This window comes from Aeromicrobium alkaliterrae (genome assembly GCF_039529015.1).
Classification (GTDB): domain Bacteria; phylum Actinomycetota; class Actinomycetes; order Propionibacteriales; family Nocardioidaceae; genus Aeromicrobium; species Aeromicrobium alkaliterrae.
Window position 1 is genome coordinate 1245851 of record NZ_BAAAME010000002.1, and the last position, 24485, is coordinate 1270335.

Genomic DNA, 24485 nt, shown 5'->3' on the forward strand with positions numbered 1-24485 from the left:
GGCTCGCGCCGCCGACGAGCTCGCCACCGCCGACGCGGCCTGGCAGGCCGACCGCACCACGGCCGAGCGCCAGCGTCGCCGCGCCGAGGCGGCCGAGCGGCGCGCCGCACTGCTGACCGAGCACGAGCTCACGCAGCAGCGACGCCAGCAGGTCGCGGCCGCGCGGCGCGCCGCACTGGCCCACCAGGCCGTCACCGCCCAGTCCTCGGCCGCCGAGTCGCTGGCCACGGCCACCGCCGCGCTCGACGCCCTCGCCCCCGAGTCGTCCGACGACCTCGCATCGCTGCGCGAGCGCGAGCACGACCTCGCCGGCCAGGTCGGTGCCCTCGCCACCGCAGCCGAGCAGGAGCGCGCGCTGCCGGGGCTCCGCCGCCTCGCCGAGGAGGCACGCGTCGCCCTGGCCGACCTCGAGAGCGAGACGGCTCGACAGCGCGACCAGCAGCGCGAGCTGCGCAGCCGGCAGGCCGAGGTCGACCGCGAGGTCGAGTCCCTCGGCGACCTCGGAGCGCGTCACGAGAAGGCTCGATCCGCCCTCGAGTCGCTCCGTGCCCGACTCGCCCAGGCCACCCAGGCGGAGGTCGTGGCCGAGCAGCTCCGGCAGGCCGAGCACGAGCACGTGACGCTGTCCGAGGCGGCCCTCGAGGCGAACCGCGCCGTGGTCGCACTGCGCCGCCGCCAGCTCGAGGGTTGGTCGGCCGAGGTCGCCGCGCAGCTCGAGCCCGGCGCCGCGTGCCCCGTCTGCGGCTCCACCGAGCACCCTGCACCCGCCGAGGCCCGCGACGACCACGTGGGCGAGGCCGACCTGGAGTCGGCCCACCACGCTCACGAGCGCTCCCGCGACGCCGAGTCCGGTGCGGGCCGGAAGGTCGAGGCCCTGCGCGCCTCACGCGACGCGGCCCGCGCTGCTGCCGACGGGTCGGTCGACGGGCTCACCGTCGAGGTCGCGTCCGCCGAGGCCGAGCTGGCCGAGGCCGCCCAGGCCCTGACCGCCCGCCAGGCGCTCACGGCCGAGGCCTCCACGCTGCGCGAGCAGCTCGCGGCGCTCGAGGCATCGCTCGGCACCGCCGACGAACGACGCCACGAGGCCACCGCCGTCGCCAGCGCCCACGAGACCAGCCTCACGTCGGCCACGACCCTCGTCACGCGGGCCCGGGGCGACGCGGAGTCCGTCCAGGAGCGCCAGGCCCACCTGCGCACCCAGCTCGCCACCGCCCGGCGGCTCATCACCGCCACCGAGGCCGTGCAGCACCGCACCGAGGTGGCGCACGCGGCCGCCGAGGCGCTCGAGGTCGCCTTGGGCGAGCACGGCTTCGCGAGTGCTGCCGAGGCCTCTGCCGCAGTCGTCGCGCCGGCCGAGGTCGCGCGACTGGAGGCCCTCGTCGGGGCGCACGAGCAGGCGCTCGCGGTCGTCACCGCCACGCTCGCCGAGCCCGAGCTGGCCGACCTGCCGGACGTGCCGGTCGACCCCACGCCCCTGCACGAGGCGCGGGCCCTCGCGAGCACCGTCGCTGCCGAGTCCGCCGACGTCCGCGCCACGGCAGCGAAGAGCCTGTCCTCGTGCGAGGCGCTCGTCGCCGACATCAGTGCGGCCCTGCGGGCCTCGGCGGAGCAGCTCGCCCGCTACGACACGGTGCGTGAGCTCGACCTCGCGCTGCGCGGTTACGGCGCGAACCAGCTCCGGATGCCGCTCGAGACGTTCGCGCTCGTGGCCGAGCTCGAGGACATCCTGGGCGCCGCGAACGTCCGGCTCGCCACCATGACCCACGGGCGCTACCAGCTGCTGCACTCCGACGACGCGGGATCGCGCGGCACGTCGGGTCTCGAGCTCACGGTCCTCGACGCGCACACCGGCGACTCCCGGTCGCCCAGCTCGCTCTCGGGCGGCGAGAAGTTCCAGGCGTCGCTGGCCCTGGCCCTCGGCCTGGCCGAGGTCGTCACCTCACGGGCCGGCGGGCTGCGGCTCGACACCCTCTTCATCGACGAAGGCTTCGGGTCCCTCGACGCCGAGACCTTGGAGACGACGATGGAGACGCTCGACTCGCTGCGTGAGGGCGGACGCACGATCGGACTCATCAGTCACGTGGAGGCGATGCGCGAGTCGATCCCCGCTCAGGTGCAGATCGACGTCACCGACGGCGGCTGGAGCACGATCAGGTCGACCGGCTGAGCCGCGCGGCCTGCTCCACCCGCTCGACGTGCTCGGGCCAGTCGACCTCGTCGGGCATGTTGTCCACGCCCGCACGCAGGCCCGCGAACCCGTCGATGGTCTCGCGGAGGATGTCGGCGTGGCCCGCGTGGCGGGCCAGCTCGACGTTCATGTGCACCAGCACCCGGTGCAGGGTCACGCCGCCGCGCCGACCCCACCACGGCACGTGGCCCGCGGCGTCCAGCGGGAGTGCCTCGATCGTCGCGTCCGCGTGCTCCCACGCCCGGTGCCAGAGGTCGAGCACGTCGGAGCGTGACTCATCCGCGGGACACCACAGGTCGAGCAGCGGGTCGTCGTCGCTCAGCGGGATCTCACCGGGGAACGGTCGGTCGAAGACCAGCCCGAAGTACTCGGCGGCGCAGGCCGCGACGTGCTTCGTGAGTCCCAGCAGGTTCGTTCCCGTGGGGGTCAGCGGCCGACGGACGTCGTAGTCGTCGAGACCGTCGAGCTTCCAGAGCAGCGCCTCGCGACTCTGGGTGAGGTAGAGGACCAGCTGCGCCTTCTCGTCGTCGGACATCGACCCATCGTGGCACGAGGTTGTCGGTCCGGCAGTGCACGATGGGGGGATGGACGACCCGCACGAACGGCTCGCGAGCGCACGGCACCGCACGCTGGCCAGGCTCGCCGCCCTCACACGCGACTTCGACGGCGTGGTCGAGGCCTCGAAGGACTCCAACGCCGACGACGAGCACGATCCGGAGGGTGCCACGATCGCGTTCGAGCGGTCCCAGGTCGAGGCGTTGGTGCACCAGGCGCAGCGCCATCTGGTCGACCTCGACCGGGCCGAGTCGCGCCTCGAGGCCGGCACCTACGGCACCTGCGAGACGTGTGGGCGCCCCATCGGCGCCGAGCGTCTCGTGGCTCGGCCCACCGCCACCCGGTGCATCGCCTGCGCCTCCCGCGCCTAGATCAGGGTGCGGAGGCGGTCGGAGAGCGAGTCCTTCACCGCCTGGGTCACCGCCTCGTTGACCTGCTGCTCCAGGTCGCCGCCGCTGCCGAGGTTCTCGAGGAGCTCACGCAGGTCGAGGTCCTCGATCGTGCGGGTCAGCACGTCGTCGGTCTTCAGCGCCGCGTCGATCACGCGGTCGGGCAGGACCCGGATCGCCGCCTTCAGCAGGCTGTTGAGGTCGGCGCTCTCCAACGCCTCGTCGACCAGGGCCGAGGCCGGCGGCAGCGTCCCGTCGGCCTTCATCTCCTGCACCGCCGACAGCAGCCCCGCGCGCACCGCGTCGACCTGCGCGTCGGTGGGTTCCTCGGACTGCGCGAGGTCGAGCGTCAGCTCCTCCCGGCTGACGCCGAGCGCGCAGGCGGCGTCGTCGATGCCCAGCAGCACGAGCCGCTCGGTCAGGCCCTCGATGCCGTCGGCCTGGGCGGTCACGTCCCGCTCGGCACACGCGTCGGCCGGGCGGAGCGGCTCGAACTGACCGCCTCCGTTGAGCAGCTGCACCCCGACGACCGCCACCACGAGCAGCACTGCCGTCACGGGGAGCCAGATCCACCGGTTCACGAGGCGCGCCTCCGTCCTGGCAGGGTCACGGCCAGCAGGGCGAGCAGCGCGAGACCCGCCCCCACGAGGAAGGAGTCGCGGAAGGCACGCGTGGCGGCTCGCTCGAGCTGGCCCACGAGGTCGTCCTCGAGCTGGTCCGTAGCCGCCCGCTCGGATGGGTCGACGTCGAGCCTGGCGAACGCCGGCCGCAGGTCGGGCACCTGGCCCTGCTGGTCGGTCAGCGCCTGACCCAGGGCCTCGGCGACGGCGATCTTGGCCTGGGGCTGCAACGGCGCGTCGATCACGAGCGCCGTGACCGCCTGCTGGGCCGGCTCCTGGGCGTCCTGGAGGTCGGAGGTGAACACCGGCGTCAGGATCGCGAGACCGACGACGACCCCGAGGTGCCGGGCGCCGATCGTCCAGGCGGCGTGCGTGGCGCGCGGGAGGCGCATCTCCATCGCCTTGGCCGTGAGCTGGTCGACCGTGAAGCCGAGGCCCAGGCCCACGAGGGCCTGCGGCGCGATGCTCCAGACCAGGTTCGACGACGGCGGCAGCGCCAGGCCGACGAGACCGCCCGCGACCAGGAAGCAGCCGACCGCGATCTCGACCTCGGGTGGCGGGCGCAGCAGGCGTGCGGCCGGGCGCGCCAGGAGCGCAGCGACGGGCACGACCGAGACCGTGATCGCCGCGGTCGCCGGCGAGTGGTGCCAGCCCTCCACGAGCAGAAGCACCAGCAGGAACAGCGCGGCGGTCAGGGCTGCCGAGAGCAGGGCCAGCGTGACGTTCGCCCGGACGGCCGGGCGGTGCCGGTCGTCGGCGACCTCGGCCGGGGCCGCCACGGCGAGCGCGGCAGGTACCGCGAGGGCCGCGAAGGGCACCTGCGCGACGAAGATCGCCTCCCACGAGATCGCCTGGGTGAGGAGGCCGCCCGCGAACGGCCCGGCCGCCGTGCCGACGACCCCGGCCGTCACCCAGATCGCGACGCCGCGTCGCTCACCCCGCTCCTCGACGAGCAGCTCGAGGCTCCCCGCGAGCGCCAACGCACCACCGAGGGCCTGCACGCACCGGGCGACGATCAGCACCTCGATCGAGTCGGCGACCGCACACCAGGCCGACGCGCCGGCGAACACCGCGATCCCGGTCGCGGCGAGGACGCGGGGCTGCACCCACCGCAGGCCCAGAGCGGCCGGCACGGCCACGAGCCCGAGCACGAGGTTGTAGGCGATCAGCACCCAGGCGACCTGGCCCACGCTCGCGCCGAGGTGCCGCAGGATGTCGGGCAGCGCGAGCGTCACGACGGCCGAGTCCGCCAGCACCAGCCCGACCGTCAGGGCGAGCAGAGGAGACACAGCACGACGCACCCCGCCATCCTCTCAGCGGAGGGCGTCGGCAGCGACCGCGGCGACGCCCACCACATGTGTGCGCTCCCGGGGGTCGACCCGCACGATTTGTGCACTTGTGCGGCTCGAACGGCCTCTTTTACCCGCGCAAGCGCACAAATCTGGAGGGCCGGAGAGCCAACCACGGAGCCGAGCGGAGCGAGGCCAGAGCTGCCTGCAGCTCGCTCTAGCGAGGTGCAGGAATGAGGGCGAGGAACGAGCCCGTCAGCTCTGCCACTTCTCGAAGCCCAGCACGATCAGGCGCATCTCGCGGCGGGCCTTGCGCGTGATCTCCTCCTCGCGGTCGGGCCGACCTTCCGGCATCTGCACGACCTGCTCGGCGCGGTAGACCATGTTGCGCACGAAGAGGCCGGACGCCAGCTTGACGTCCTCGCTCGACCAGGTCTCGATGTTGGGCAGTCGCGCCAGGACCACGGCCAGCTCGGAGATGAACAGCTCGAGCTCGCGCTGGATGGCCTCGCGCACCGCGGCGGAGCCGCTGGCACGCTCTCGGGCCACGAAGGCGAAGTGCATCCGGTTCTGCTTGACGACCCGCACGAGGACCTCGGCGGACGCGTCGATGATGTTCTCGAAGACCTGCGGGTCGCGCTGCGCCTCGCGGATCATGGTGCGCAGCGTGAGGAACGACCGCTCGACGAGGGCCAGGCCGAGCTCGTCCATCGACTCGAAGTGGCGGTAGAAGGCGGTCGGCACGATGCCGGCCTGGCGTGAGACCTGGCGCAGGCTGATCTGCGCGAAGCCGTGCGTGCCCGACAGCTCGAGCGCCGCGTTGAGGATCGCCTCACGCGTGCGGCCCTTCTGCTCCTGCCGAGACGGCGACTCGCTCACGGCGACCATCCTAGGGATCTGCTGAGCACCTGGCGCATCGGCGCTGGTCACAGGCCTGGTGGCCGGCGGGTGTCTCACGTCACGAAACGGGCAACTTGCCAAGCGCGCCTCGTCGGACCACACTTTCAGTGTACGCCTGTTCACTGATGGAAGGAGAGGTCGATGGGAGTCGTCCGCACCGCCCTCGCTTCGCGGGCCGTCGGCAGCGTCACCTCGCCGCACCACGTCGACCACTACCTCGAGAAGCTCCACCCCCTCTGGACCGCTGAGGCCGTGCGCGCCCGCGTCGTCGGGATCGAGCGCGAGACCGACAACGCCACGACCGTGACCCTGCGCCCCAACGGCGCGTGGGACGGGTTCGTCCCCGGCCAGCACGTCGAGTTCGGCGTCGAGGTCGACGGCGTCCGGAAGGTCCGCGTGTTCTCCGTGTCGAGCTCCGCAGCCGCCAAGGGCCGGAACTTCAGCGTCTCGGTCAAGGCCCACCCCGACGGATTCGTCTCACGCTTCCTCAACAGCCGCCTCGCCTCGGGCGAGCTCGTCTACCTGTCGCAGGCCCAGGGCGACTTCGTCCTCCCGGCCGGGCTGCCGGACGAGCTGCTGCTCCTCTCGGGCGGCTCCGGCATCACGCCCGTCATGTCGATGCTGCGCACGATGCTCGACGGCTCGGCCATCCGTCCCCGCCGCATCACGTTCCTGCACTACGCCCGCTCCCGCGACGACGAGATGTTCACCGAGCAGCTCGACGCCTGGGCCGACGTCCCCGACGTCGAGGTCGTGCGGGTGTACACGCGTGAACCGGAGAGCGGCGCCGAGCTGGACGGCCGCTTCACGGTCGACCACCTCAAGCACCTGGGCATCGACCCCGCCACGACGCTCACCTACGTGTGCGGCCCGGCGGGCCTCATCGCCTCGGTCCGCGACGCGTTTGCCGAGCAGGACGCGGCCGACCAGGTGCGGTTCGAGTACTTCAAGGTCCCCACGATCGACCCCGCCCTGCTGGCGGCCGCCTCGGCCGAGGCCAGCGGCACCCTCAGCTTCGACCGCTCCGGATCCGAGGCGGCGAACTCCGGCAACACGATCCTCGAGCAGGCCGAGGCAGCCGGGCTCACGCCCGAGTACGGCTGCCGCATGGGCGTCTGCAACACCTGCGCGATCAAGAAGCTGCACGGCGCGGTCCGCCACGTCATCAGCGGCGAGATCAACGCCAACACCGACGAGACCATCAAGCCCTGTGTCCACGTGCCCGTCGGCGACGTCGCCGTCGCCCTCTGACCGGAAGAAGTGATCCTCCGATGAGCCACAAGCGCACCCTCTCCCGCACCGCCCCCGTCTACGACGCGACGGGCCACGACGAGGCCCCGCGCCCCCTGGTCGGCGACACCGACCGGGAGGCCACGATCGGCCTCGACATCATGAGCCGCGAGGAGCTCGACTCCTTCGGCACCGAGCTTGACGCCCTGCGCCTGCGGACGCTCGAGTCGCTCGGCCAGGCCGACGCCAACTACATCCGTCGCGTCATCCGCATCCAGCAGTGGTCCGAGATCCTGGGCCGCATCGGCATCTTCACGCCGTTCTTCTGGCCCACGTTCGTCGCCGGCATCGTGCTGCTCGGCCTCTCCAAGATCCTCGAGAACATGGAGATCGGCCACAACGTCATGCACGGCCAGTACGACTGGATGAACGACCCGCTGATCGACGGCAAGCGGTACGAGTGGGACAACGTGGCCCCCGCGCAGGACTGGAAGCACGGCCACAACTACCTGCACCACACCTACACGAACATCCACGGGATGGACAAGGACATCGGCTACGGCCTGCTCCGCATCGACGAGGCGCAGCCGTGGTACCCGAACCACCGCTTCAACCTCCCCGCGGCGACGCTCCTGATGCTGTTCTTCGAGTGGGGCGTGATGTACCACGGCCTCGAGCTCGGCGACTACCTCAAGGGCGACATGTCCAAGGAGGAGTTCGTCGCACGCAAGAAGCGGGCGATGGCCAAGACCCGCCGTCAGGTCTTCAAGGACTACGTCGCGTTCCCCGTGCTCGCGATCGCCCTCGTGCCCGTGGTCGGCTGGTGGGCGCCGCTCGCCGTGCTCGGCGCGACCTTCGCGGCCAACATCATCCGCAACATCTGGACCTTCCTCATCATCTTCTGCGGCCACTTCCCGGCCGAGGTGCAGACGTTCGACGAGGAGGAGGCCACGAACGAGTCGCGCGGCCAGTGGTACCTGCGCCAGCTCCTCGGCTCGGCCAACATCTCCGGCAGCCGCCCGTTCCACATCCTCAGCGGCAACCTGAGCCACCAGATCGAGCACCACCTGTTCCCGGACATCCCCGCCCGCCGGTACCCGGAGGTCGCCCGTGAGATCCGCGACATCTGCGAGCGTCACGGCCTGCCGTACAACACGGGCCGGATGAGCAAGCAGCTCCTGAGCGTCGCGCGCCAGCTCGCCGCCTACGGCAGCAAGCCGTCCGATCCGTACCTCCAGGGCAACAGCCCCGAGAGCAAGGCCCTGCGTCGCGCCAAGCGCGAAGCGGCTCGCGCGGCGACCGAAGGTGCGGAACACTTGACCGCATGAGCTTGACCCGACGCGAGATCGGCAAGGACGTCGTCGAGCAGTCGATCGACGCAGCGATCGCCACCACTGGCCGAGTGGTGGCGATCCTGTTCGCTGCGGGCCAGGGCATCGCCCGCGAGCTGGGGGGCTTCGCGACCGAGATCTTCGAGATCGCCGAGGCCAGCAAGCGGGCGGAGAGCGACACCGATCACAGCTCTCCGACCCATCCAGTTGCGGACTGAGACCGAACTACTGACATGACGTCTTCTGTCGCGGTCATCGGCTCCGGGATCTCCGGGCTCACCGCCGCCTACGCGCTGCGGGCCACGCACCAGGTCACCCTCTTCGAGGCCGACGACCGGTTCGGTGGCCACGCGCACACGCACGAGATCGCCGAGGGCGACCGCACCCACCGCGTCGACACGGGCTTCATCGTCATGAACGACCGGACCTACCCCGAGCTGCAGCGCCTGTTCGCCGAGCTCGGCGTCGAGATCCGCCCCACCGAGATGAGCATGAGCATCCGCTGCGACGGCTGCGGCCTGGAGTTCGCCGGCGGTCGGGGCGGCAAGGGCATCTTCGCGCAGAAGCGCCGCCTGTTCGACGTCCGCTACGTCCGGATGCTGCTGAACATCAAGCGCTTCCAGAAGCTGGCGCTGGCCCTGCTCGACGCTGACGACGACGGCGTCGCCCCCGGCGAGGTCCTGACGTACGGCGACTTCCTGCGCCGCCACGCCTTCGACGAGTACTTCCTGCGCCACTACGCACTGCCCGTCGTGGCGTGCGTGTGGTCGTCCAGCAACGACGACGCCCGCGACTACCCCGCGCGCTACCTCTTCGAGTTCCTCAAGCACCACGGCTTCCTGTCCGTCAAGGGCTCGCCGCAGTGGTACACCGTCGTGGGCGGCTCGGGCACCTACGTCGACCGCGTGACCGCCGAGATCGGCGACGTGCGCCACTCGACCCGCATCACGGGCGTGAGCCGCAAGCCCGACCACGTCCTGCTGACCGACGCCACCGGCGCGACGCACGAGTTCGACAAGGTCGTCATCGCGACCCACGCCGACGACGCGCTCGCGCTGCTGACCGACCCGAGCGACGAGGAGACCCGCACGCTCGGCGCGTTCGGCTACTCCCGCAACGAGACCGTGCTGCACCACGACGCGTCGCTGCTGCCGGTCGCCGAGCAGGCCAAGGCCGCCTGGAACTACCGCATGGACGCCTGCGCCCCCAGCGGCACGGCCACCCCGGTCACGTACTGGATGAACCGGCTGCAGGGTCTCACCGACGCCCCGCCGTTCCTGGTCACGCTCAACGGCTCCGACCGTCTCGCCGACGGCTCGGTGGTGCGGACGATGCAGTACACGCACCCGCTCTACACCCCCGACTCCGTCGCCGCCCAGCGCGACCTGCCGGCCCTCTCGCGGCCCGACACGGTCTTTGCCGGCGCGTACCACGGGTGGGGCTTCCACGAGGACGGCTGCCGGTCCGGCATCGCTGCCGCCCGTGCCCTCGGGGCGTCCTGGTGACGGCCACCGTCACCCTTCCCACGCTGCCGGCCCTGGTGCACGGCACGGTCTCGCACGCCCGGAAGGGGCCGGTCGACCACAGGTTCCGCCACCGCGTCTACCAGTGGCTCGTCGACCTCGACGCGATGCCGCGGGTGCCGTTCTGGCTCCGCCCGTTCGCCTCGTTCCGCGCCTCCGACCACATCGGCGACCCGGACGCCACGCTCCGCGCCAACATCGAGCAGTACTGCCGCACGCAGGGCGTCGACGTCAGCGACTGCCGCATCCTGATGCTGGCCAACGCCCGCGTCCTGGGGCACGTCTTCGACCCGCTCAGTGTCTTCTGGGCGATCGACGACGACGGCGTGCGCTGCATCGTCGCCGAGGTGCACAACACCTACGGCGAGCGCCACGCCTACTTCCTCCAGCCCGACGCGGCCGGCAAGGCCCGCGTCGACAAGGCCTTCTACGTCTCCCCCTTCTACGAGGTGGACGGCACGTACGACCTGCTCTTCGAGCTGGGTCAGGACCGTGTCACCACCACGATCATCCTCAAGCGGGAGGGCCGCACGGCCTTCGCCGCGACGTTCGACGGAGCACCCCGCCGAGCTTCCCCCGGGCAGGTCCTGCGCACCGTCGTGACCCAGCCCCTCATGACCCAGCGCACGAGCCTGCTGATCCGTGTCCACGGCATCTGGCTCTGGCTGCGGCGTCTCCCGATCGTCCCCCGACCCCACCGTGACCCCCAGGAGGGCACCTCATGACTGACTCCACCACGGACCTCGTGCCCACCCAGCGCACTCCCCTGCCCGCACCGGACCAGAACGCCTGGCCCGAGCTGTCGGACACCCCGGCGACCCCCTTCAAGGGACGGGTCGCCAAGTCGCTCATGAAGCGCGCCGTCCGCAAGATGCCGGTGCGCGTGAGCTTCCCGGACGGCACCGTCTGGGGCAAGGGCGACGCGACCTCCCCCGAGCTGGCCGTCGCCAGCTCGGCCGGACTGTTCAACCGCATCGGCGACCAGACCAAGATCGGTCTCGGCGAGGCGTACATGGTCGGCGACTGGTCCGCCGGTCCCGACACCGACCTCGCCGACCTGCTCACGCCGTTCGCGGCGCGCCTGACGAAGCTCGTGCCCGCCCCCCTGCAGAAGCTGCGCGGCCTGGTCGACATCGACCTGCCGGGCTCGGACCGCAACACGACCGAGGGCTCGCGCGCCAACATCGAGGCGCACTACGACCTCTCGAACGACCTCTTCACGCGCTTCCTCGACCCGACCCTGTCGTACTCGTCGGCGTGGTTCGCCGACGACGACGAGTCGCTCGAGGCCGCCCAGGTCCGCAAGATGGACGGCATCCTCGACCAGGCCGCCGTGACCGAGGGCTCGCGGGTCCTCGAGATCGGCAGCGGCTGGGGATCGCTCGCGATCCGCGCCGCCCAGCGCGGTGCCACGGTCGTCACGATCACGCTGTCGCAGGAGCAGGCCGCCCTCGCGCAGCAGCGCTTCGAGGAGGCCGGCGTCGCCGACCGCATCGAGATCCGGCTCCAGGACTACCGCGAGGTGCCCGAGGCCGAGACCGGCACGTACGACGCGATCGTCAGCTGCGAGATGATCGAGGCCGTCGGCGAGGAGTTCTGGCCGACGTACTTCCAGACGATCGACCGCCTGCTGGCTCCCGGCGGCCGCGTGTCGATCCAGGCCATCACGATGGCGCACCACCGCTACCGCTCGACGCGCCGCTCGTACGGCTGGATCCAGAAGTACATCTTCCCCGGCGGGCTGATCCCGTCGGAGAAGGCGATCGACCAGTCGCTGGCCAAGCACACGGGCATCAAGGTCACGTCGCGCCGTCCGCTCGGCCGCCACTACGCCCACACGCTGCACCTGTGGCGCGAGGCGTTCAACGCGAACTGGGACGAGATCTCGCACTTCGGCTTCGACGAGACCTTCCGCCGTATGTGGGAGTTCTACCTCGCGTACTGCGAGGCGGGCTTCGCAACGGGCTACCTCGACGTCGTGCAGATCCAGATGCAGCGCCGCTGATCCTCAGGTGACTCCTAGGTGCCCGCTCCAATCCGGGAACCTTCGGGCAGCGAATCTCCTCTGAAAGGCGAGCACAGGAGGAGATTCATGGCCAGCATCACCCGGCTTCCCGCCCCCCGGCAGGAGTCCTACGAGTGGCAGTACCTCGGCGCCTGCAACACGGCCGATCCGGAGACCTTCTTCCCGCCCGAGCACGAGCGAGGCCCGCGACGACGCCGTCGTGAGGCCGCCGCGAAGTCGTTCTGCGCGGCCTGCCCCGTCGTCGAGGCGTGCCTCCAGCACGCGCTCACGGTGCAGGAGCCGTACGGCGTGTGGGGTGGCCTCAACGCGACCGAGCGTGAGCACGTGCTGCGGGCCCAGGCCCACCGTCTCGCGGTCCGACCCGAGATCAAGAAGGCCGGCTGACCCTCGCCCCTCAGGGGTCGGGGGTCGCGGCCTGCTCGCCCCAGAACACGCGCTCGATGACGGCGCGTGCCTGCCGTGTGGTGCGCAGGTAGTCGTCGACCATCCGCTCGCTCTCGTCCTGCCGGTACCCGAGCAGGTGCGCGAGCCCGGCGCGCTCGGCGGCCTGCTCGACCATCGACTCCGCCGGCTTGCCACGCAGCAGGACGACGCCGTTGCGGATCCGGCTGACCAGACGCCACGCCTCCTCCAGGATCGCCGCGTCGTCGGCCTCGACCAGACCGGCCCCGGCCGCCGCGTGCAGGGCGTCGAGCGTGTCGGTCGTGCGCAGGCCCGGGACGTCGTGGCCGTGACGCAGCTGCAGGAGCTGCACCGTCCACTCGACGTCGGCGATGCCGCCGCGACCGAGCTTCAGGTGGGTCGTCGGGTTGGCACCGCGCGGCAGCCGCTCGGACTCCACGCGGGCCTTGATCCGACGGATCTCCCTCACGCCGGCCTCGTCGAGACCGCCCTCGGGATACCGCAGCGGGTCGATCAGGGCACGGAACCGGGCACACAGGTCGGGGTCGCCGATGACCGGGGACGCCCGCAGCAGCGCCTGCGCCTCCCAGACCGCCGACCACTTGGCGTAGTACGCCTCGTAGGAGGCGAAGGTGCGCACGAGCGGGCCGTTGCGGCCCTCGGGGCGCAGTTCCGCGTCGATCTCGAGCGGCGGGTCCTCCCCCGCGACCGAGAGCATCTCGCGCAGCTTCGTCGCCACGGCCGTGGCCGCCGTCGACGCAGCCTTCTCCTCGGCGCCCGGCAGCGGCTGGTGCACGAACATCACGTCGGCGTCCGAGCCGTAGCCGGCCTCACGTCCGCCGAGGCGGCCCATCAGGACGACCGCCATGCGCGTCGGCATCTCACCGCGCTCGGTCTCGACCTCACGGATCGCCGCCGAGAGAGCGGCCCCGATCGTGGCGGCGTTGACCGCCGACAGCGCGTGCCCGACGTCGACGATGTCGAGGCGGCCCAGCACGTCGGACATCGCGATACGCGAGAGCTCGCGGCGCCGGATCCGTCGGATCGCGCGCACGGCGGCCTTCGCGTCGTTGGCGTGGCGCTTGGCGCCCAGCTCCATCTCGGTGTGGATGCGCTCGAGGTCGCGCGGCACCAGCTCGGTGTCGTCGCCCAGCAGCGCCACCGCGTCGGGGTTGCGGACCATCAGGTCGGCCGCGTAGCGGCTGGACGAGAGCAGGCGCGCGAGCTGCTCGGCGCCCTCGCCCTCGTCGCGGAGCTTGCGCAGGTACCAGTGCGACTCGCCGAGGCTCTCGGAGATCGAGCGGAAGGCCAGCAGGCCCGCGTCGGGGTCGGGCGACTCGCTGAACCAGGCCAGCATCGCCGGCAGCAGCGCGCGCTGGATGGCCTTGCGGCGCGAGACACCGGAGGTCATCGCCTCCAGGTGCGCGAGGGCACCCTTCGGGTCGCGGAAGCCCAGGGCCACGAGGCGCTCGCGGGCGGCCTCGGGCGAGAGCCGCAGGCCCTCGGTCGGCAGGGCGGCGACGGCCTCGAGCAGCGGCTGGTAGAAGAGCTTCTCGTGCAGTCGGCGCACGATCCGCCGGTGCGACTGCCACTCCGAGACGAGGTTTGCGGCGGGCTGACCGCGGTACCCCATGCTGCGACCGAGGCGACTGAGGTCCTCTTCGTCGTCCGGCACGATGTGGCTGCGCTTGAGCCGGTAGAGCTGGATGCGGTGCTCCAGCGTGCGCAGGAACTCGTACGCCTCCTCGAGCGCCGAGCCGTCGCGCCGGCCGACGTACCCGCCCTCCGTGAGGGCCTCGAGCGCGTCGAGCGTGGTGGGGCTGCGCAGCGACTCGTCGGCGCGACCGTGCACGAGCTGCAGCAGCTGGACCGCGAACTCGACGTCGCGCAGGCCGCCGCTGCCCAGCTTGAGCTGACGCTCGCGGTGGGCGGCCGGGATGTGGTCGATGACGCGGCGCCGCATCGCTCGGGTGTCGGACACGAAGTTCTCGCGGGTGCTGGCCTCCCACACCATCGGCTGCACGGCGGCGAGGTACTGCTGGCCGAGGTCGGCGTCGCCCGCGGCGAAGCGAGCCTTGAGCAGCGCCTGGAACTCCCAGGTCGTGGCCCAGCGCTCGTAGTAGGCCACGTGGCTGGCGACGGTGCGGGTCAGCGGACCCTGGTTTCCCTCCGGGCGCAGGTTGGCGTCGACCTCCCAGATCACGCCCTCGCTGGTGTGCTCGCTGCAGATGCGCATCGTCGCCGACGCCAGCCGGGTGGCCGCCCGCAGCGCCTTCTGGTCGTCGGCGCCCTCGACGACCTCGTGCACGAAGATCACGTCGACGTCGCTGATGTAGTTGAGCTCGTGGCCGCCGGTCTTGCCCATCGCGATGACCGCCAGCCGCACCAGGTCGGCGTCGTCGTCCTCCGAGCGGGCGATGCCCAGTGCGGCCTCGAGCGTCGCGACCGCCAGGTCGGACAGCTCCGAGGACGTCTCGCGGAACGTCGAGTACGCGTTGAGGTCGCGCGCGATGGTGCACAGCAGCTGGCGGTAGTACGTGACGCGCAGCTCGGTCGCGTTGGTGGCCTCGGCCAGCTCGGCGCGCATCGCGTCGGCCTCGCGCCGACGCAGGTCGAGCTGGTCGGCGGCCAGCTCGTCGAGGTGCTCGGGGTGACGGGCCAGGAAGTCGCCCATCGCCTCGCTGGTGCCGAGCACGACCAGCAGGCGCGAGCGGAGCTCGGGCTCGGCCAGCTTGGCGCGCAGGGCGTCGGCCCCCATCGACCGAGCGATCGCCGCCAGGGACGAGATCGCGCTGTCGGGCGACGCCACGGAGGCGATCTGGTCGATCAGCTCCAGGTCGACGTCACCCAGGTCGGCGAGGTGCGCAGCGGCGGCGTCGGCGTTGCGGAAGCCGCGTCGGGACAGGTCCAGGGACGCAGAGGGCACCGCATCAGGTTACGGCAGCGTCACGACGCCCCCGACCAGCGTCAGTCGGCCCGCCCCGAAGCGCCGCGTCAGACGATCGGCATCAGCTTGTCGATCTCGAACTGCGTGACCTGCGTCCGGTAGTCCTGCCACTCCTGGCGCTTGTTGCGCAGGAAGAAGTCGAAGACGTGCTCGCCGAGGGTCTCGGCGACGAGGTCGCTGCCCTCCATGATGCGGACGGCCTCGTCGAGGTTGCGCGGCAGCGACGGGATGCCGAGCGCCTTGCGCTCGCGCTCCGACAGCGACCAGACGTCGTCCTCGGTCTCGGGCGGGAGGTCGTAGCCCTCCTCGATGCCCTTCAGCCCGGCCGCGAGGAGCAGCGCGAAGGCGAGGTAGGGGTTGCTCGCGGCGTCGATGCCGCGGTGCTCCACGCGGGCCGAGCCGCTCTTGTGCGGCTTGTACATCGGCACCCGCACGAGCGCGCTGCGGTTGTTGTGGCCCCAGCAGATGTAGCTGGGGGCCTCGCCGCCACCGGCCAGACGCTTGTAGGAGTTGACCCACTGGTTCGTGACGGCCGCGATCTCGGCGGAGTGGCGCAGGACGCCCGCGATGAACGCCCGGCCCGTGCCCGAGAGCTGGTACTCGGCGCCCGCCTCGTAGAACGCGTTCTCGTCGCCCTCGAACAGCGAGACGTGGGTGTGCATGCCCGATCCCGGGTGCTCGGTGAACGGCTTGGGCATGAACGACGCCCACTTGTTGTTGTTCAGCGCGACCTCGCGCACCACGGTGCGGAAGGTCATGATGTTGTCGGCCATCGAGAGAGCATCGGCGTAGCGCAGGTCGATCTCCTGCTGACCCGGGCCGGCCTCGTGGTGGCTGAACTCGACGCTGATGCCCATGCTCTCGAGCATCGTGATGACCTCGCGGCGGAAGTCCTGGCCGCCGCCGCCCTGGGCGGTGTGGTCGAAGTAGCCGCTGTCGTCGACCGGGACGGGACGTCCACCGGCCTCCGGCTTGCCCTTGAAGAGGTAGAACTCGATCTCGGGGTGCGTGTAGTACGTGAAGCCCATGTCGGCGGCCTTCTGCATCGCCCGCTTCAGCACGTGGCGCGGGTCGGCGAAGGACGGGGTGCCGTCGGGCAGCTGGATGTCGCAGAACATGCGCGCCGTGGCCGGCGTCTCGCCACGCCACGGCAGGATCTGGAACGTCGACGGGTCGGGCTTGGCCAGCATGTCGGCCTCGTGCACCCGGGCGAAGCCCTCGATCGAGGAGCCGTCGAAGCCGATGCCCTCCGCGAAGGCGCCCTCGAGCTCCGCCGGGGCGATCGAGACCGACTTCAGCGACCCGAGGACGTCGGTGAACCACAGTCGGACGAATCGGACGTCGCGCTCCTCGAGCGCCCGAAGCACGAAGGCCTCCTGCTTACCCATGGCGTCAGTCTCGCACGGGGATTGTTACGCCCATGTTTCCCCCTGAGGCGGTCGTGGAACCTTTTCCGAAGGCGCCCGGAGCACCGTCGCTAGGCTCGTCCCGTGCCCCGCCTGCGCCTCGCCCTCGCCCAGATGAACCCCGTCGTCGGATCGGTCGACGCGAACACCGACGCCGTCGTCGAGCAGGCCCGTGCCGCGCACGCTGCCGGGGCGCACCTGTTCGTCACGCCGGAGATGGTGCTGACCGGGTATCCGATCGAGGACATGGCCTACCGCGCGACGTTCATCGAGGCCTCGCGCGCCGCCGTGGCCGCGCTGGCGACCCGCCTGGTCGACGAGGGCCTGGGCGACCTCGTCGTGGTCGTCGGGCACCTCGACACCGCCAAGGACGCGACGCTGGCGAACCTTCCCGACCGGCTCGGCGTCCCGAAGAACCAGCCGACCAACTCGGCCTCGGTCGTGACCGGCGGTCGGGTCGTCGCGCGCTACGACAAGCACCACCTGCCGAACTACGGGGTGTTCGACGAGTTCCGCCACTTCGTCCCCGGCGACGAGACCCAGGTCGTGCAGGTCAAGGGGGTCGACGTCGCGATCGCGATCTGCGAGGACATCTGGCAGGACGGCCCGTCCGCGGCGGCCGACGCCGCCGAGGCCGGGTTGCTCGTCGTCCTCAACGGCTCGCCGTACGAGGCTGCCAAGGACGACACCCGCCTCGAGCTGTGCGCCCGCCGGGCGCGCGAGGGCCAGTGCGCCCTCGCCTACGTCAACATGGTCGGCGGGCAGGACGAGCTGGTCTTCGACGGCGACTCGATCGTGGTCGACTCCGGCGGCGAGCTCGTCGCCCGTGCCGGGCAGTTCGTCGAGGAGCTCGTCGTCGTCGACCTCGACCTGCCGGCGGCGACCGCACCGATGCCCGAGCCCGGCACCCGCTTCCACGGCCTGCGGGTCGAGCGCACGATCGTCTCGACCGACCACGCCGAGCCGGTCGCGGAGCCGCTGCGTCCCGAGCCCGCCGAGCGCTGGGACGACGCGGGCGAGCGCTACCAGGCGATCGTGCTGGGCCTGCGCGACTACGTCCGCAAGAACGGGTTCCGCACGGTCCTGATGGGACTGTCCGGCGGCATCGACTCCACCCTGGTCGGCGCGATCGCGGTCGACGCCCTCGGCCCCGAGAACGTCTTCGGCGTCTCGAACCCCAGCGCCTGGTCGACCGAGCACAGCCTCGGCGACGCCGGCGAGCTGGCGCGCCGCACGGGGCTGACGCTCGACAACGTGCCGATCGCGGGCATCTTCGACACGTTCCAGGAGTCGCTGCACCTCGACGGACTCGCCGAGGAGAACCTGCAGGCCCGCATCCGCGCCGTGATCTGGATGGGCCTGTCGAACCAGCACGGCCACCTCGTGCTCGCCTGCGGCAACAAGTCCGAGCTCGCGACGGGGTACTCGACGATCTACGGCGACGCCGTCGGTGGCTACGCCCCCATCAAGGACCTGCCGAAGACCCTGGTCTGGGAACTGTCGCGCTGGCGCAACGCGTGGGCCGAGCAGCGCGGCGAGACCCCGCCGATCCCCGAGAACGCGATCAGCAAGGAGCCGTCAGCCGAGCTGCGCCCAGGGCAGCTCGACTCCGACTCGCTGCCGCCGTACGAGCTGCTCGACGCCGTGCTCGACGCCTACGTCGAGCGCGACCTCGGGGCGACCGAGGTCATCGCCGAGGGGTTCGACCCGGCCCTCGTGGAGCGCGTCGTGACGCTGGTCGACCGGGCGGAGTACAAGCGGCGTCAGTACCCGCCGGGACCCAAGGTCAGCCGACGCAACTTCGGTCGGGACCGCCGCCTGCCGATCACGACCCGCTGGCGCGAGTCGCTGTAGCCGTCGGCCTGTCCCCCTCCGGACCCGCGATCCGACCGCGCTCGAGCGCGCTCCAGAAGTCGCCGCGCACGTAGTCGGGCCGCACGGGCGGCTGGTGGTCCCACTCCGTCGGCCTGCCGGACGCCAGCGCCCGGTGGACGACCCGTCGGCGCGCCTGGCTCTGGCGCACGTCCCGCTCGAGCGCGGTGAGGTCGTAGCGCGCCGCGATCTCGGCCCGCAGCTCTCCCACGATCCCGGCGTGCGCCGGGTCGTCGGCGAGGTTCACGAGCTCGTCGGGATCGGCCCGCACGTCGTACAGCTGGTCCGGGTCGCCCGGGCAGCGCACGTACTTGTGGTGGCCCCGCACGACCGTGACCTGGGGGCGGGTCGTGCCCTCGGCGAGGTACTCGATCAGCAGGGGTCGCTGCGGCGCGTCCTCGGCCACCGTGGTCACGAGGCTTCGGCCAGGACCGTCGACCTGGGGCGCCCCCGCGAGCTCGACGAGCGTCGGCAGCACGTCGATCAGCGAGACCGGATCGGCGACGCGGCGCGGCGCAAACCGCTCCGGGGCGTTTACGATCAGCGGGACCCGCGCGGACTGCTCGAACGGCGACATCTTGTACCAGAGCCCGCGCTCGCCCAGCATGTCTCCGTGGTCGGACGTCACGATGATCACGGTGTTCTCGCGCAGGCCGAGCTCGTCGAGCCGTCGCACGATCGCCCCCACGTGGTCGTCCACGTAACTGACGCACGCGTAGTAGGCGCGGCGGGCGCGACGGACCTGGTCTTCGTCGGGCACCTTGACGTCGAACCCGGACATCTGCTGCAGACGCGTGCTGTGCGGGTCGGCCTCACCCACCTGCTCGGCGGTGACCCGCGGGCCGTCGATCTCGACGCCCTCGTAACGGTTCCAGTGCTCGACCGGCGGCTCGTACGGGTCGTGCGGGTGGATGAAGGACGACACGAGGAGGAACGGGCGGCCGTCGTCGGCCCTCGCCCGGTCGTTGAGGTGGCGCAGGGTGCGGAACAGCACCTCGTCGTCGAAGTCCTGCTGCACCGTCGCGCGACTGGTTCCGGCCGTGAAGACGCTGCCGGCGTCGTGGTACCAGGCCAGTCGCTCCTCGCCCGGCAGGTCCCAGTCCGGCACCATGTCGAGCCCGGCGGGATACACGTCGGTCGTCAGGCGCTCCTCGAAGCCGTGCAGCTGGTCGGGGCCGATGAAGTGCATGCGACCGACGAGCGTCGTGGCGTAGCCGGCCGACCGCAGGTGGTGGGCGAACGTCGGCACCGACGCGGGAAAGTCCGCGCCGTTGTCGTACGCGCCGATCTGCGACGGCAGCAGCCCCGTCATCATCGACGCCCGCGACGGCGCGCACAGCGGCGAGTTGCAGTAGGCGCGGTCGAACGTGAGGCCACCGGCCGCGAGCGCGTCGAGGTGCGGCGACTTCACGACGGTGTTGCCGTAGGCGCCGAGGGCCGCCGCGGCCAGCTGGTCGGCCTGGATCACGACGATGTTGGGGCGGTCAGCGGCGGGAGGCATGTCTCCTGGGTAACACCGCACCGGCGCCCGGCGCCGCTCGTCTTGCCCCCTGAGACGCGGCCGAGCGACCTAGGATCGACGGGGTGAGCAGCTGCTGCAGCCCCTCGGCGGGCCGCGAACCGGTGGGGAGGCCCCCGCACGCCGTGCGGCCGGACGGCACCGGCTGCACGAGCGGCCTGATCGAGCTGTCCGGCGGCACGCTGCTGATGGGCTCGGACTCCCCCGAGGCCTACCCGCAGGACGGTGAGGGCCCCGTGCGCGAGGTCGACGTCGCGCCGTTCGCGATCAGCGCCACCGCCGTGACGGTGCAGGAGTTCGCCGCGTTCGTCGACGCGACCGGCCACGTCACCGACGCCGAGCACTTCGGCGACGCCCTGGTCTTCGCGGGGCTGGTCTCGCCCGACGCGCAGCCGCGCGGCGCGGTGGCGGCCACGCCGTGGTGGCACGTCGTGCCGGGCGCGAGCTGGCGTCACCCGGGCGGTCCCGGGTCCACGGTCGAGGACCGCGCCGACCACCCCGTCACGCAGGTCTCCCAGCGGGACGCGAACGCCTACGCCGCCTGGGCCAGCGGCCGTCTCCCGACCGAGCAGGAGTGGGAGTGGGCCTCCCGGGGCGGCCTCGTGCAGCAGCCGTTCCCCTGGGGCGCGGAGCGCGAGCCCGACGGGACGGCCCGCATGAACACCTTCGTCGGCGACTTCCCGGACCCGGCGGGCGCGGTCGGCACGGTGCCCGTCGACGCCTTCGCGCCCAACGGGTACGGCCTGTTCAACACCACGGGCAACGTGTGGGAGTGGACCTCCAGCCCGTTCTCCGCGTGGGACCGCCGACCGGTCCTGCGCGGCGGGTCGTACCTGTGCCACGACTCCTACTGCCGCCGCTACCGGACCTCGGCCCGCACGGCCAACACGCCCGACACGGCCCTCGGTCACACGGGCTTCCGGCTCGCCGCCAACGGGTGACCCTCCTCACGTACCCGCGTGGGTGACCGTGTGCCACGCTGGGACTGTTCCGTGGACCCCGTCTGGGGCCGCGAGAGAGAAAGAAGGCAGTTCCATGACTGAGTCGACCCCTGCCCCCGTGCCCGCCGAGGAGACCGCCCCGTACGGCGCGGGTGCCGCCGCTGCCGTCAAGCGCGTGCGCACCCACCACCTGCAGCAGTGGAAGGCCGACGGCCACCGCTGGGGCATGCTCACCGCCTACGACCAGTACATGGCCGGGGCCTTCGACGCCGCCGGCATCCCGGTGCTGCTGGTCGGCGACTCCGCCGCCAACAACGTCTACGGCTACGAGTCGTCGCTGCCGGTCACGGTCGACGAGCTGCTGCCGCTGGTGCGCGCCGTGACGCGTTCGGCCCACCGCGCGCTCGTCGTCGCCGACCTCCCGTTCGGCTCCTACCAGCGCTCCCCGGAGCAGGCGTACGACACGGCCGTGCGCTTCATGAAGGAAGGCCGCGCCCACGCGGTCAAGCTCGAGGGCGGCGCCGAGATGGCCCCCCAGATCGAGCTGCTGACCAAGGGCGGCGTGCCCGTCATGGCGCACATCGGCTTCACCCCGCAGTCCGAGCACGCGCTCGGCGGCTACCGGGTCCAGGGCCGCGGCGAGACCGCGGACCGGCTGATGCAGGACGCGATCGCGGTGCAGGAGGCCGGCGCGTTCGGCGTCGTCATGGAGATGGTGCCGGGGCCGATCGCCGCCGACATCACCCAGAAGCTGCGCATCCCCACGATCGGCATCGGCGCCGGGCCCGAGTGCGACGCCCAGGTGCTGGTCTGGCAGGACATGCTCGGCCTGCGCACGGGCCGCGCACCGCGCTTCGTCAAGCGCTATGCCGACCTGCACACGATCGTCGACGGGGCCGCGAAGGAGTTCGCCGCCGACGTCGCCGCCGGCACCTTCCCCGGCCCGGAGCACACCTTCGACTCCTGACCCCGACGCCACCACCGGCGGTGGGTCAGAGGCGCCAGCCGAGCAGGCCCACACCGACGGCGTTGACGGCGATCCAGGCCAGGAACGCCGCTGCGGCGATCCAGACGGTCGACGCGGGCCGGACGCGGACGCGTCGGGCGTAGAGCGCCACGAAGCCGGCCAGCACCAGCAGGTGCAGGACGACGCCCCACCACGGGGCGTACAGGGTCGTCGACACGACGAGCCACAGGACGGCCAGCAGGCCGATCGCCGCGATCCACGGGCCCGTGCGGTCGAGGTCGACCCGCCTGCGGCCCGGCGCACGGGTCGCCGGCTTCATGGACCCCGGCTTCACGAGGTCTCGTCGGCGGCCGGCTTGTCGTTCCACTTCGGGTCGTCGTCCCACTCCTCATTGCGCTCGGCGACCTTCTCGAGCGCGTTGGCCGCATCGGCCTCGGTGTCGTACGGGCCGAGCCGGTCCTTCGCGCGGCAGCCGTCCTCACCCTCGACGGTGTGGTGCTTGAGGCAGAAGTAGTAGGCCATGTCCGCATTCTGCCCCAGGGAGCGCCACCCGCACCCCGATAGACTCCTGCGGTGCCGAGCGACCTCCTGACCCCCGGAACCATCAGCCCGACGCGATCCGTGCCGAGCGGCATCGAGCGGCCGGAGTACGTCGGCCAGGTCGCTCCGCTGCCCTACAACGGCCCCGCCGTCCGCGACGCCGCGACGATCGAGGCGATGCGCGTCTCGAGCCGCATCGCGGCGCAGGCGCTGGACGCCGTCGAGGCCGCGATCGCCCCGGGCGTCACGACCGACGAGCTCGACCGGGTGGGCCACGAGTTCCTCCTCGACCACGGCGCCTACCCGTCGACGCTGGGCTACCGCGGCTACCCCAAGTCGCTGTGCAGCAGCGTCAACGAGGTCATCTGCCACGGCATCCCCGACGACCGCCCGCTCGAGGACGGCGACATCGTCAACATCGACATCACGGCCTACCGCGGCGGCGTGCACGGCGACACCAACAAGACCTATCTCGTGGGCGACGTCGACGAGACCTCGCGCCTGCTCGTCGAGCGCACGCACGAGGCCACGCTCCGCGCGATCAAGGCGGTGCGTCCCGGGCGCCAGCTCAACGTGATCGGCCGCGTCATCGAGTCGTACGCGGCGCGCTTCGGCTACGGCGTCGTGCGCGACTTCACGGGCCACGGCGTCGGCCCGGCGTTCCACGACGGCATGATCGTGCCGCACTACGACGACCCGAGCGCCACGACCGTCATCGAGGCCGGCATGACGTTCACGATCGAGCCCATGCTGACCCTCGGCACGATCGAGTGGGACCAGTGGGACGACGACTGGACCGCGGTCACGCGCGACGGAGCCCGCACGGCGCAGTTCGAGCACACCCTGCTCGTCACCGACTCCGGTGCGGAGATCCTGACCCTGCCCTGAGGCGGGGGCGAGCTCAGAGCGGCTCGGGCGTGATGCCGGAGACCGACGGCGTGACGGATTCCCACTTCCACTTCACGCGGCTCGCCTCGCCCGGGTCACCCGTGATCGTGACGAGCGCGTCGCCGATGGGCGTGCCGACCGGCGCCGCCTCCTCGGTGGCCTCCGAGATGACGCAGGTCGCCTGGTTGCCGGTGATCAGCTCGATGCGGTCCGGGCACGTCACCTGGACCGCGCGCCCCAGGCTCTTGCCGGCCTGGACCTCAATCGTCTGCTCGAACTCGTCGGAGACGACACCGGCCGGCGGGGGCTCGGTGGCCGCCGGCGCGTCAGCGGCCTCCTCCTCGGGCGTGGCCGGGGTGATCAGCTCGAGCGTCAGGTAGACGAGCGCGATCACCAGGAGCCGCAGCAGCACCGACGAGACGAGCGACCGGCGCAGGTAGCGTCGACTGTTCACGCTCACTCCTGGTTCGTTCGGGGCGAATGAGCCGGCCTGTAAGCCGGATTCTGTCTGGGCCGGAGCCCTGGGCGACCATCCATCTGGGACGCCCATTGCTGGACGCCTCCTGCAACCTACCCGCTGACGTCGGGCGAGCAGCCCGTCAGCGCAGATCCGAAGATCCTCGTGGTCTTGCTCCCGGTGGGGTTTACCGAGCCGGTGCCGTCACCGACACCGCTGGTGAGCTCTTACCTCACCGTTTCACCCTTACCTGTTCCCCGTCTCCGAAGAGGGGGGCCATCGGCGGTCTGTTCTCTGTGGCACTGTCCCGCACGTCGCCGTGGGTGGCCGTTAGCCACCACCGTTGCTCTGTGGAGTCCGGACTTTCCTCAGCGCCGCCCGGAGGCGGTGCCGCGGCCGCCCGGCCGGCTCATTCGCGTCGCCCATCCTACGCACCTCCGCCCGTGGCGTCGGCCACACTCGCTTGCCCCGGCCGCCGCGGGGCCCGTAGGCTCT

At 71.7% G+C, this 24485-nt stretch carries 23 protein-coding genes and 1 other RNA gene; 13 read left to right on the forward strand and 11 right to left on the reverse strand.

The genetic code is table 11. The features are described from left to right. Positions 1 to 1756 precede the first annotated feature (1756 nt). Positions 1757 to 2167, forward strand: a complete 411-nt coding sequence (locus tag ABD127_RS19065; protein ID WP_425545798.1) for an SbcC/MukB-like Walker B domain-containing protein — start codon at positions 1757 to 1759, stop codon at positions 2165 to 2167. Here ABD127_RS19065 and ABD127_RS07275 read toward each other — a convergent pair. Next, complete coding sequence (locus ABD127_RS07275) at positions 2151 to 2723, reverse strand: DinB family protein (RefSeq protein ID WP_344199295.1); 573 nt, start codon at positions 2721 to 2723, stop codon at positions 2151 to 2153. The two genes, ABD127_RS19065 and ABD127_RS07275, sit on opposite strands and share 17 nt — an antisense overlap. A 49-nt stretch (positions 2724 to 2772) precedes the next feature. On the opposite strand from ABD127_RS07275, the gene ABD127_RS07280 reads away from it, so the two are divergent. Continuing rightward, the gene (locus ABD127_RS07280) at positions 2773 to 3114 is read left to right on the forward strand and encodes a TraR/DksA family transcriptional regulator (protein WP_344199297.1); all 342 of its coding nucleotides are present in this window, start codon (positions 2773 to 2775) and stop codon (positions 3112 to 3114) included. Here the strand turns inward: ABD127_RS07280 and ABD127_RS07285 are convergent. The 3 genes from ABD127_RS07285 to ABD127_RS07295 all read right to left on the reverse strand — a co-directional run bounded on the left by ABD127_RS07285 (position 3111) and on the right by ABD127_RS07295 (position 5920). Further along, positions 3111 to 3713, reverse strand: a complete 603-nt coding sequence (locus ABD127_RS07285) for a hypothetical protein (protein WP_344199299.1) — start codon at positions 3711 to 3713, stop codon at positions 3111 to 3113. The two genes, ABD127_RS07280 and ABD127_RS07285, sit on opposite strands and share 4 nt — an antisense overlap. Beyond that, entirely contained in the window at positions 3710 to 5053 is a 1344-nt protein-coding gene (locus tag ABD127_RS07290) for an MFS transporter (protein WP_344199302.1), read from the reverse strand. Before ABD127_RS07290 ends, ABD127_RS07285 begins: the two co-directional genes overlap by 4 nt. Positions 5054 to 5296: 243 nt before the next feature. Next, the gene (locus tag ABD127_RS07295) at positions 5297 to 5920 is read right to left on the reverse strand and encodes a TetR family transcriptional regulator (RefSeq protein WP_344199304.1); all 624 of its coding nucleotides are present in this window, start codon (positions 5918 to 5920) and stop codon (positions 5297 to 5299) included. A gap of 162 nt (positions 5921 to 6082) precedes the next feature. On the opposite strand from ABD127_RS07295, the gene ABD127_RS07300 reads away from it, so the two are divergent. The 7 genes from ABD127_RS07300 to ABD127_RS07330 all read left to right on the forward strand — a co-directional run bounded on the left by ABD127_RS07300 (position 6083) and on the right by ABD127_RS07330 (position 12435). Then, positions 6083 to 7192: a ferredoxin reductase gene (locus ABD127_RS07300; RefSeq protein ID WP_344199307.1), complete on the forward strand. Its 1110-nt coding sequence runs from the start codon at positions 6083 to 6085 to the stop codon at positions 7190 to 7192. A gap of 20 nt (positions 7193 to 7212) precedes the next feature. Then, positions 7213 to 8499 carry a fatty acid desaturase family protein gene (locus tag ABD127_RS07305; RefSeq protein ID WP_344199311.1) on the forward strand — a complete coding sequence of 429 codons (1287 nt, stop codon included), beginning with the start codon at positions 7213 to 7215 and terminating at the stop codon, positions 8497 to 8499. Further along, entirely contained in the window at positions 8496 to 8720 is a 225-nt protein-coding gene (locus ABD127_RS07310; RefSeq protein ID WP_344199314.1) for a hypothetical protein, read from the forward strand. The genes ABD127_RS07305 and ABD127_RS07310 overlap by 4 nt, the downstream gene beginning before the upstream one ends. A gap of 15 nt (positions 8721 to 8735) precedes the next feature. Next, a complete protein-coding gene (locus ABD127_RS07315) occupies positions 8736 to 10007 on the forward strand; it encodes an NAD(P)/FAD-dependent oxidoreductase (RefSeq protein WP_344199317.1) in 1272 nt (423 codons plus the stop codon). After that, a complete protein-coding gene (locus tag ABD127_RS07320) occupies positions 10004 to 10750 on the forward strand; it encodes a DUF1365 domain-containing protein (RefSeq protein WP_344199320.1) in 747 nt (248 codons plus the stop codon). The genes ABD127_RS07315 and ABD127_RS07320 overlap by 4 nt, the downstream gene beginning before the upstream one ends. Beyond that, positions 10747 to 12030, forward strand: a complete 1284-nt coding sequence (locus tag ABD127_RS07325; RefSeq protein WP_344199323.1) for a class I SAM-dependent methyltransferase — start codon at positions 10747 to 10749, stop codon at positions 12028 to 12030. The genes ABD127_RS07320 and ABD127_RS07325 overlap by 4 nt, the downstream gene beginning before the upstream one ends. An 87-nt stretch (positions 12031 to 12117) precedes the next feature. Next, on the forward strand, positions 12118 to 12435 hold the full coding sequence (locus ABD127_RS07330) for a WhiB family transcriptional regulator (protein WP_344199326.1): 318 nt from the start codon (positions 12118 to 12120) through the stop codon (positions 12433 to 12435). Positions 12436 to 12445: 10 nt separating this feature from the next. Here the strand turns inward: ABD127_RS07330 and ABD127_RS07335 are convergent, their stop codons facing one another. Both ABD127_RS07335 and glnA read right to left on the reverse strand, forming a co-directional pair. Continuing rightward, positions 12446 to 15379 carry a bifunctional [glutamine synthetase] adenylyltransferase/[glutamine synthetase]-adenylyl-L-tyrosine phosphorylase gene (locus ABD127_RS07335; RefSeq protein WP_344199328.1) on the reverse strand — a complete coding sequence of 978 codons (2934 nt, stop codon included), beginning with the start codon at positions 15377 to 15379 and terminating at the stop codon, positions 12446 to 12448. A gap of 68 nt (positions 15380 to 15447) precedes the next feature. Then, positions 15448 to 16788, reverse strand: a complete 1341-nt coding sequence (gene glnA / locus ABD127_RS07340; RefSeq protein ID WP_344199330.1) for a type I glutamate--ammonia ligase — start codon at positions 16786 to 16788, stop codon at positions 15448 to 15450. A 102-nt stretch (positions 16789 to 16890) separates the two neighbouring features. Here glnA and ABD127_RS07345 point away from each other — a divergent pair, with 102 nt between their 5' ends. Continuing rightward, positions 16891 to 18660 (forward strand): NAD+ synthase, encoded by a 1770-nt coding sequence (locus ABD127_RS07345; RefSeq protein ID WP_344199332.1) that lies wholly within the window; start codon positions 16891 to 16893, stop codon positions 18658 to 18660. Here the strand turns inward: ABD127_RS07345 and betC are convergent. Further along, on the reverse strand, positions 18632 to 20179 hold the full coding sequence (gene betC, locus ABD127_RS07350) for a choline-sulfatase (protein WP_344199334.1): 1548 nt from the start codon (positions 20177 to 20179) through the stop codon (positions 18632 to 18634). The two genes, ABD127_RS07345 and betC, sit on opposite strands and share 29 nt — an antisense overlap. An 83-nt stretch (positions 20180 to 20262) precedes the next feature. Here betC and ABD127_RS07355 point away from each other — a divergent pair, with 83 nt between their 5' ends. Together ABD127_RS07355 and panB are read left to right on the forward strand one after the other, a co-directional pair. After that, complete coding sequence (locus ABD127_RS07355) at positions 20263 to 21138, forward strand: formylglycine-generating enzyme family protein (protein ID WP_344199337.1); 876 nt, start codon at positions 20263 to 20265, stop codon at positions 21136 to 21138. A gap of 94 nt (positions 21139 to 21232) precedes the next feature. Then, a complete protein-coding gene (gene panB / locus ABD127_RS07360) occupies positions 21233 to 22105 on the forward strand; it encodes a 3-methyl-2-oxobutanoate hydroxymethyltransferase (RefSeq protein ID WP_344199339.1) in 873 nt (290 codons plus the stop codon). A 25-nt stretch (positions 22106 to 22130) separates the two neighbouring features. Here the strand turns inward: panB and ABD127_RS07365 are convergent, their stop codons facing one another. Both ABD127_RS07365 and ABD127_RS07370 read right to left on the reverse strand, forming a co-directional pair. Further along, positions 22131 to 22424, reverse strand: coding sequence for a hypothetical protein (locus tag ABD127_RS07365; RefSeq protein WP_344199341.1), 294 nt, complete (start codon positions 22422 to 22424; stop codon positions 22131 to 22133). Between the two features lie 11 nt (positions 22425 to 22435). After that, the gene (locus ABD127_RS07370) at positions 22436 to 22627 is read right to left on the reverse strand and encodes a hypothetical protein (RefSeq protein ID WP_344199343.1); all 192 of its coding nucleotides are present in this window, start codon (positions 22625 to 22627) and stop codon (positions 22436 to 22438) included. A 51-nt stretch (positions 22628 to 22678) separates the two neighbouring features. Between ABD127_RS07370 and map the strand changes: the two genes are divergently transcribed. After that, the gene (gene map / locus ABD127_RS07375; RefSeq protein ID WP_344199345.1) at positions 22679 to 23533 is read left to right on the forward strand and encodes a type I methionyl aminopeptidase; all 855 of its coding nucleotides are present in this window, start codon (positions 22679 to 22681) and stop codon (positions 23531 to 23533) included. Between the two features lie 13 nt (positions 23534 to 23546). Here the strand turns inward: map and ABD127_RS07380 are convergent, their stop codons facing one another. Further along, the gene (locus ABD127_RS07380; protein ID WP_344199348.1) at positions 23547 to 23987 is read right to left on the reverse strand and encodes a hypothetical protein; all 441 of its coding nucleotides are present in this window, start codon (positions 23985 to 23987) and stop codon (positions 23547 to 23549) included. Positions 23988 to 24010: 23 nt separating this feature from the next. Then, positions 24011 to 24402, reverse strand: an RNA gene (gene rnpB / locus ABD127_RS07385) — RNase P RNA component class A. Positions 24403 to 24485 lie beyond the last annotated feature (83 nt).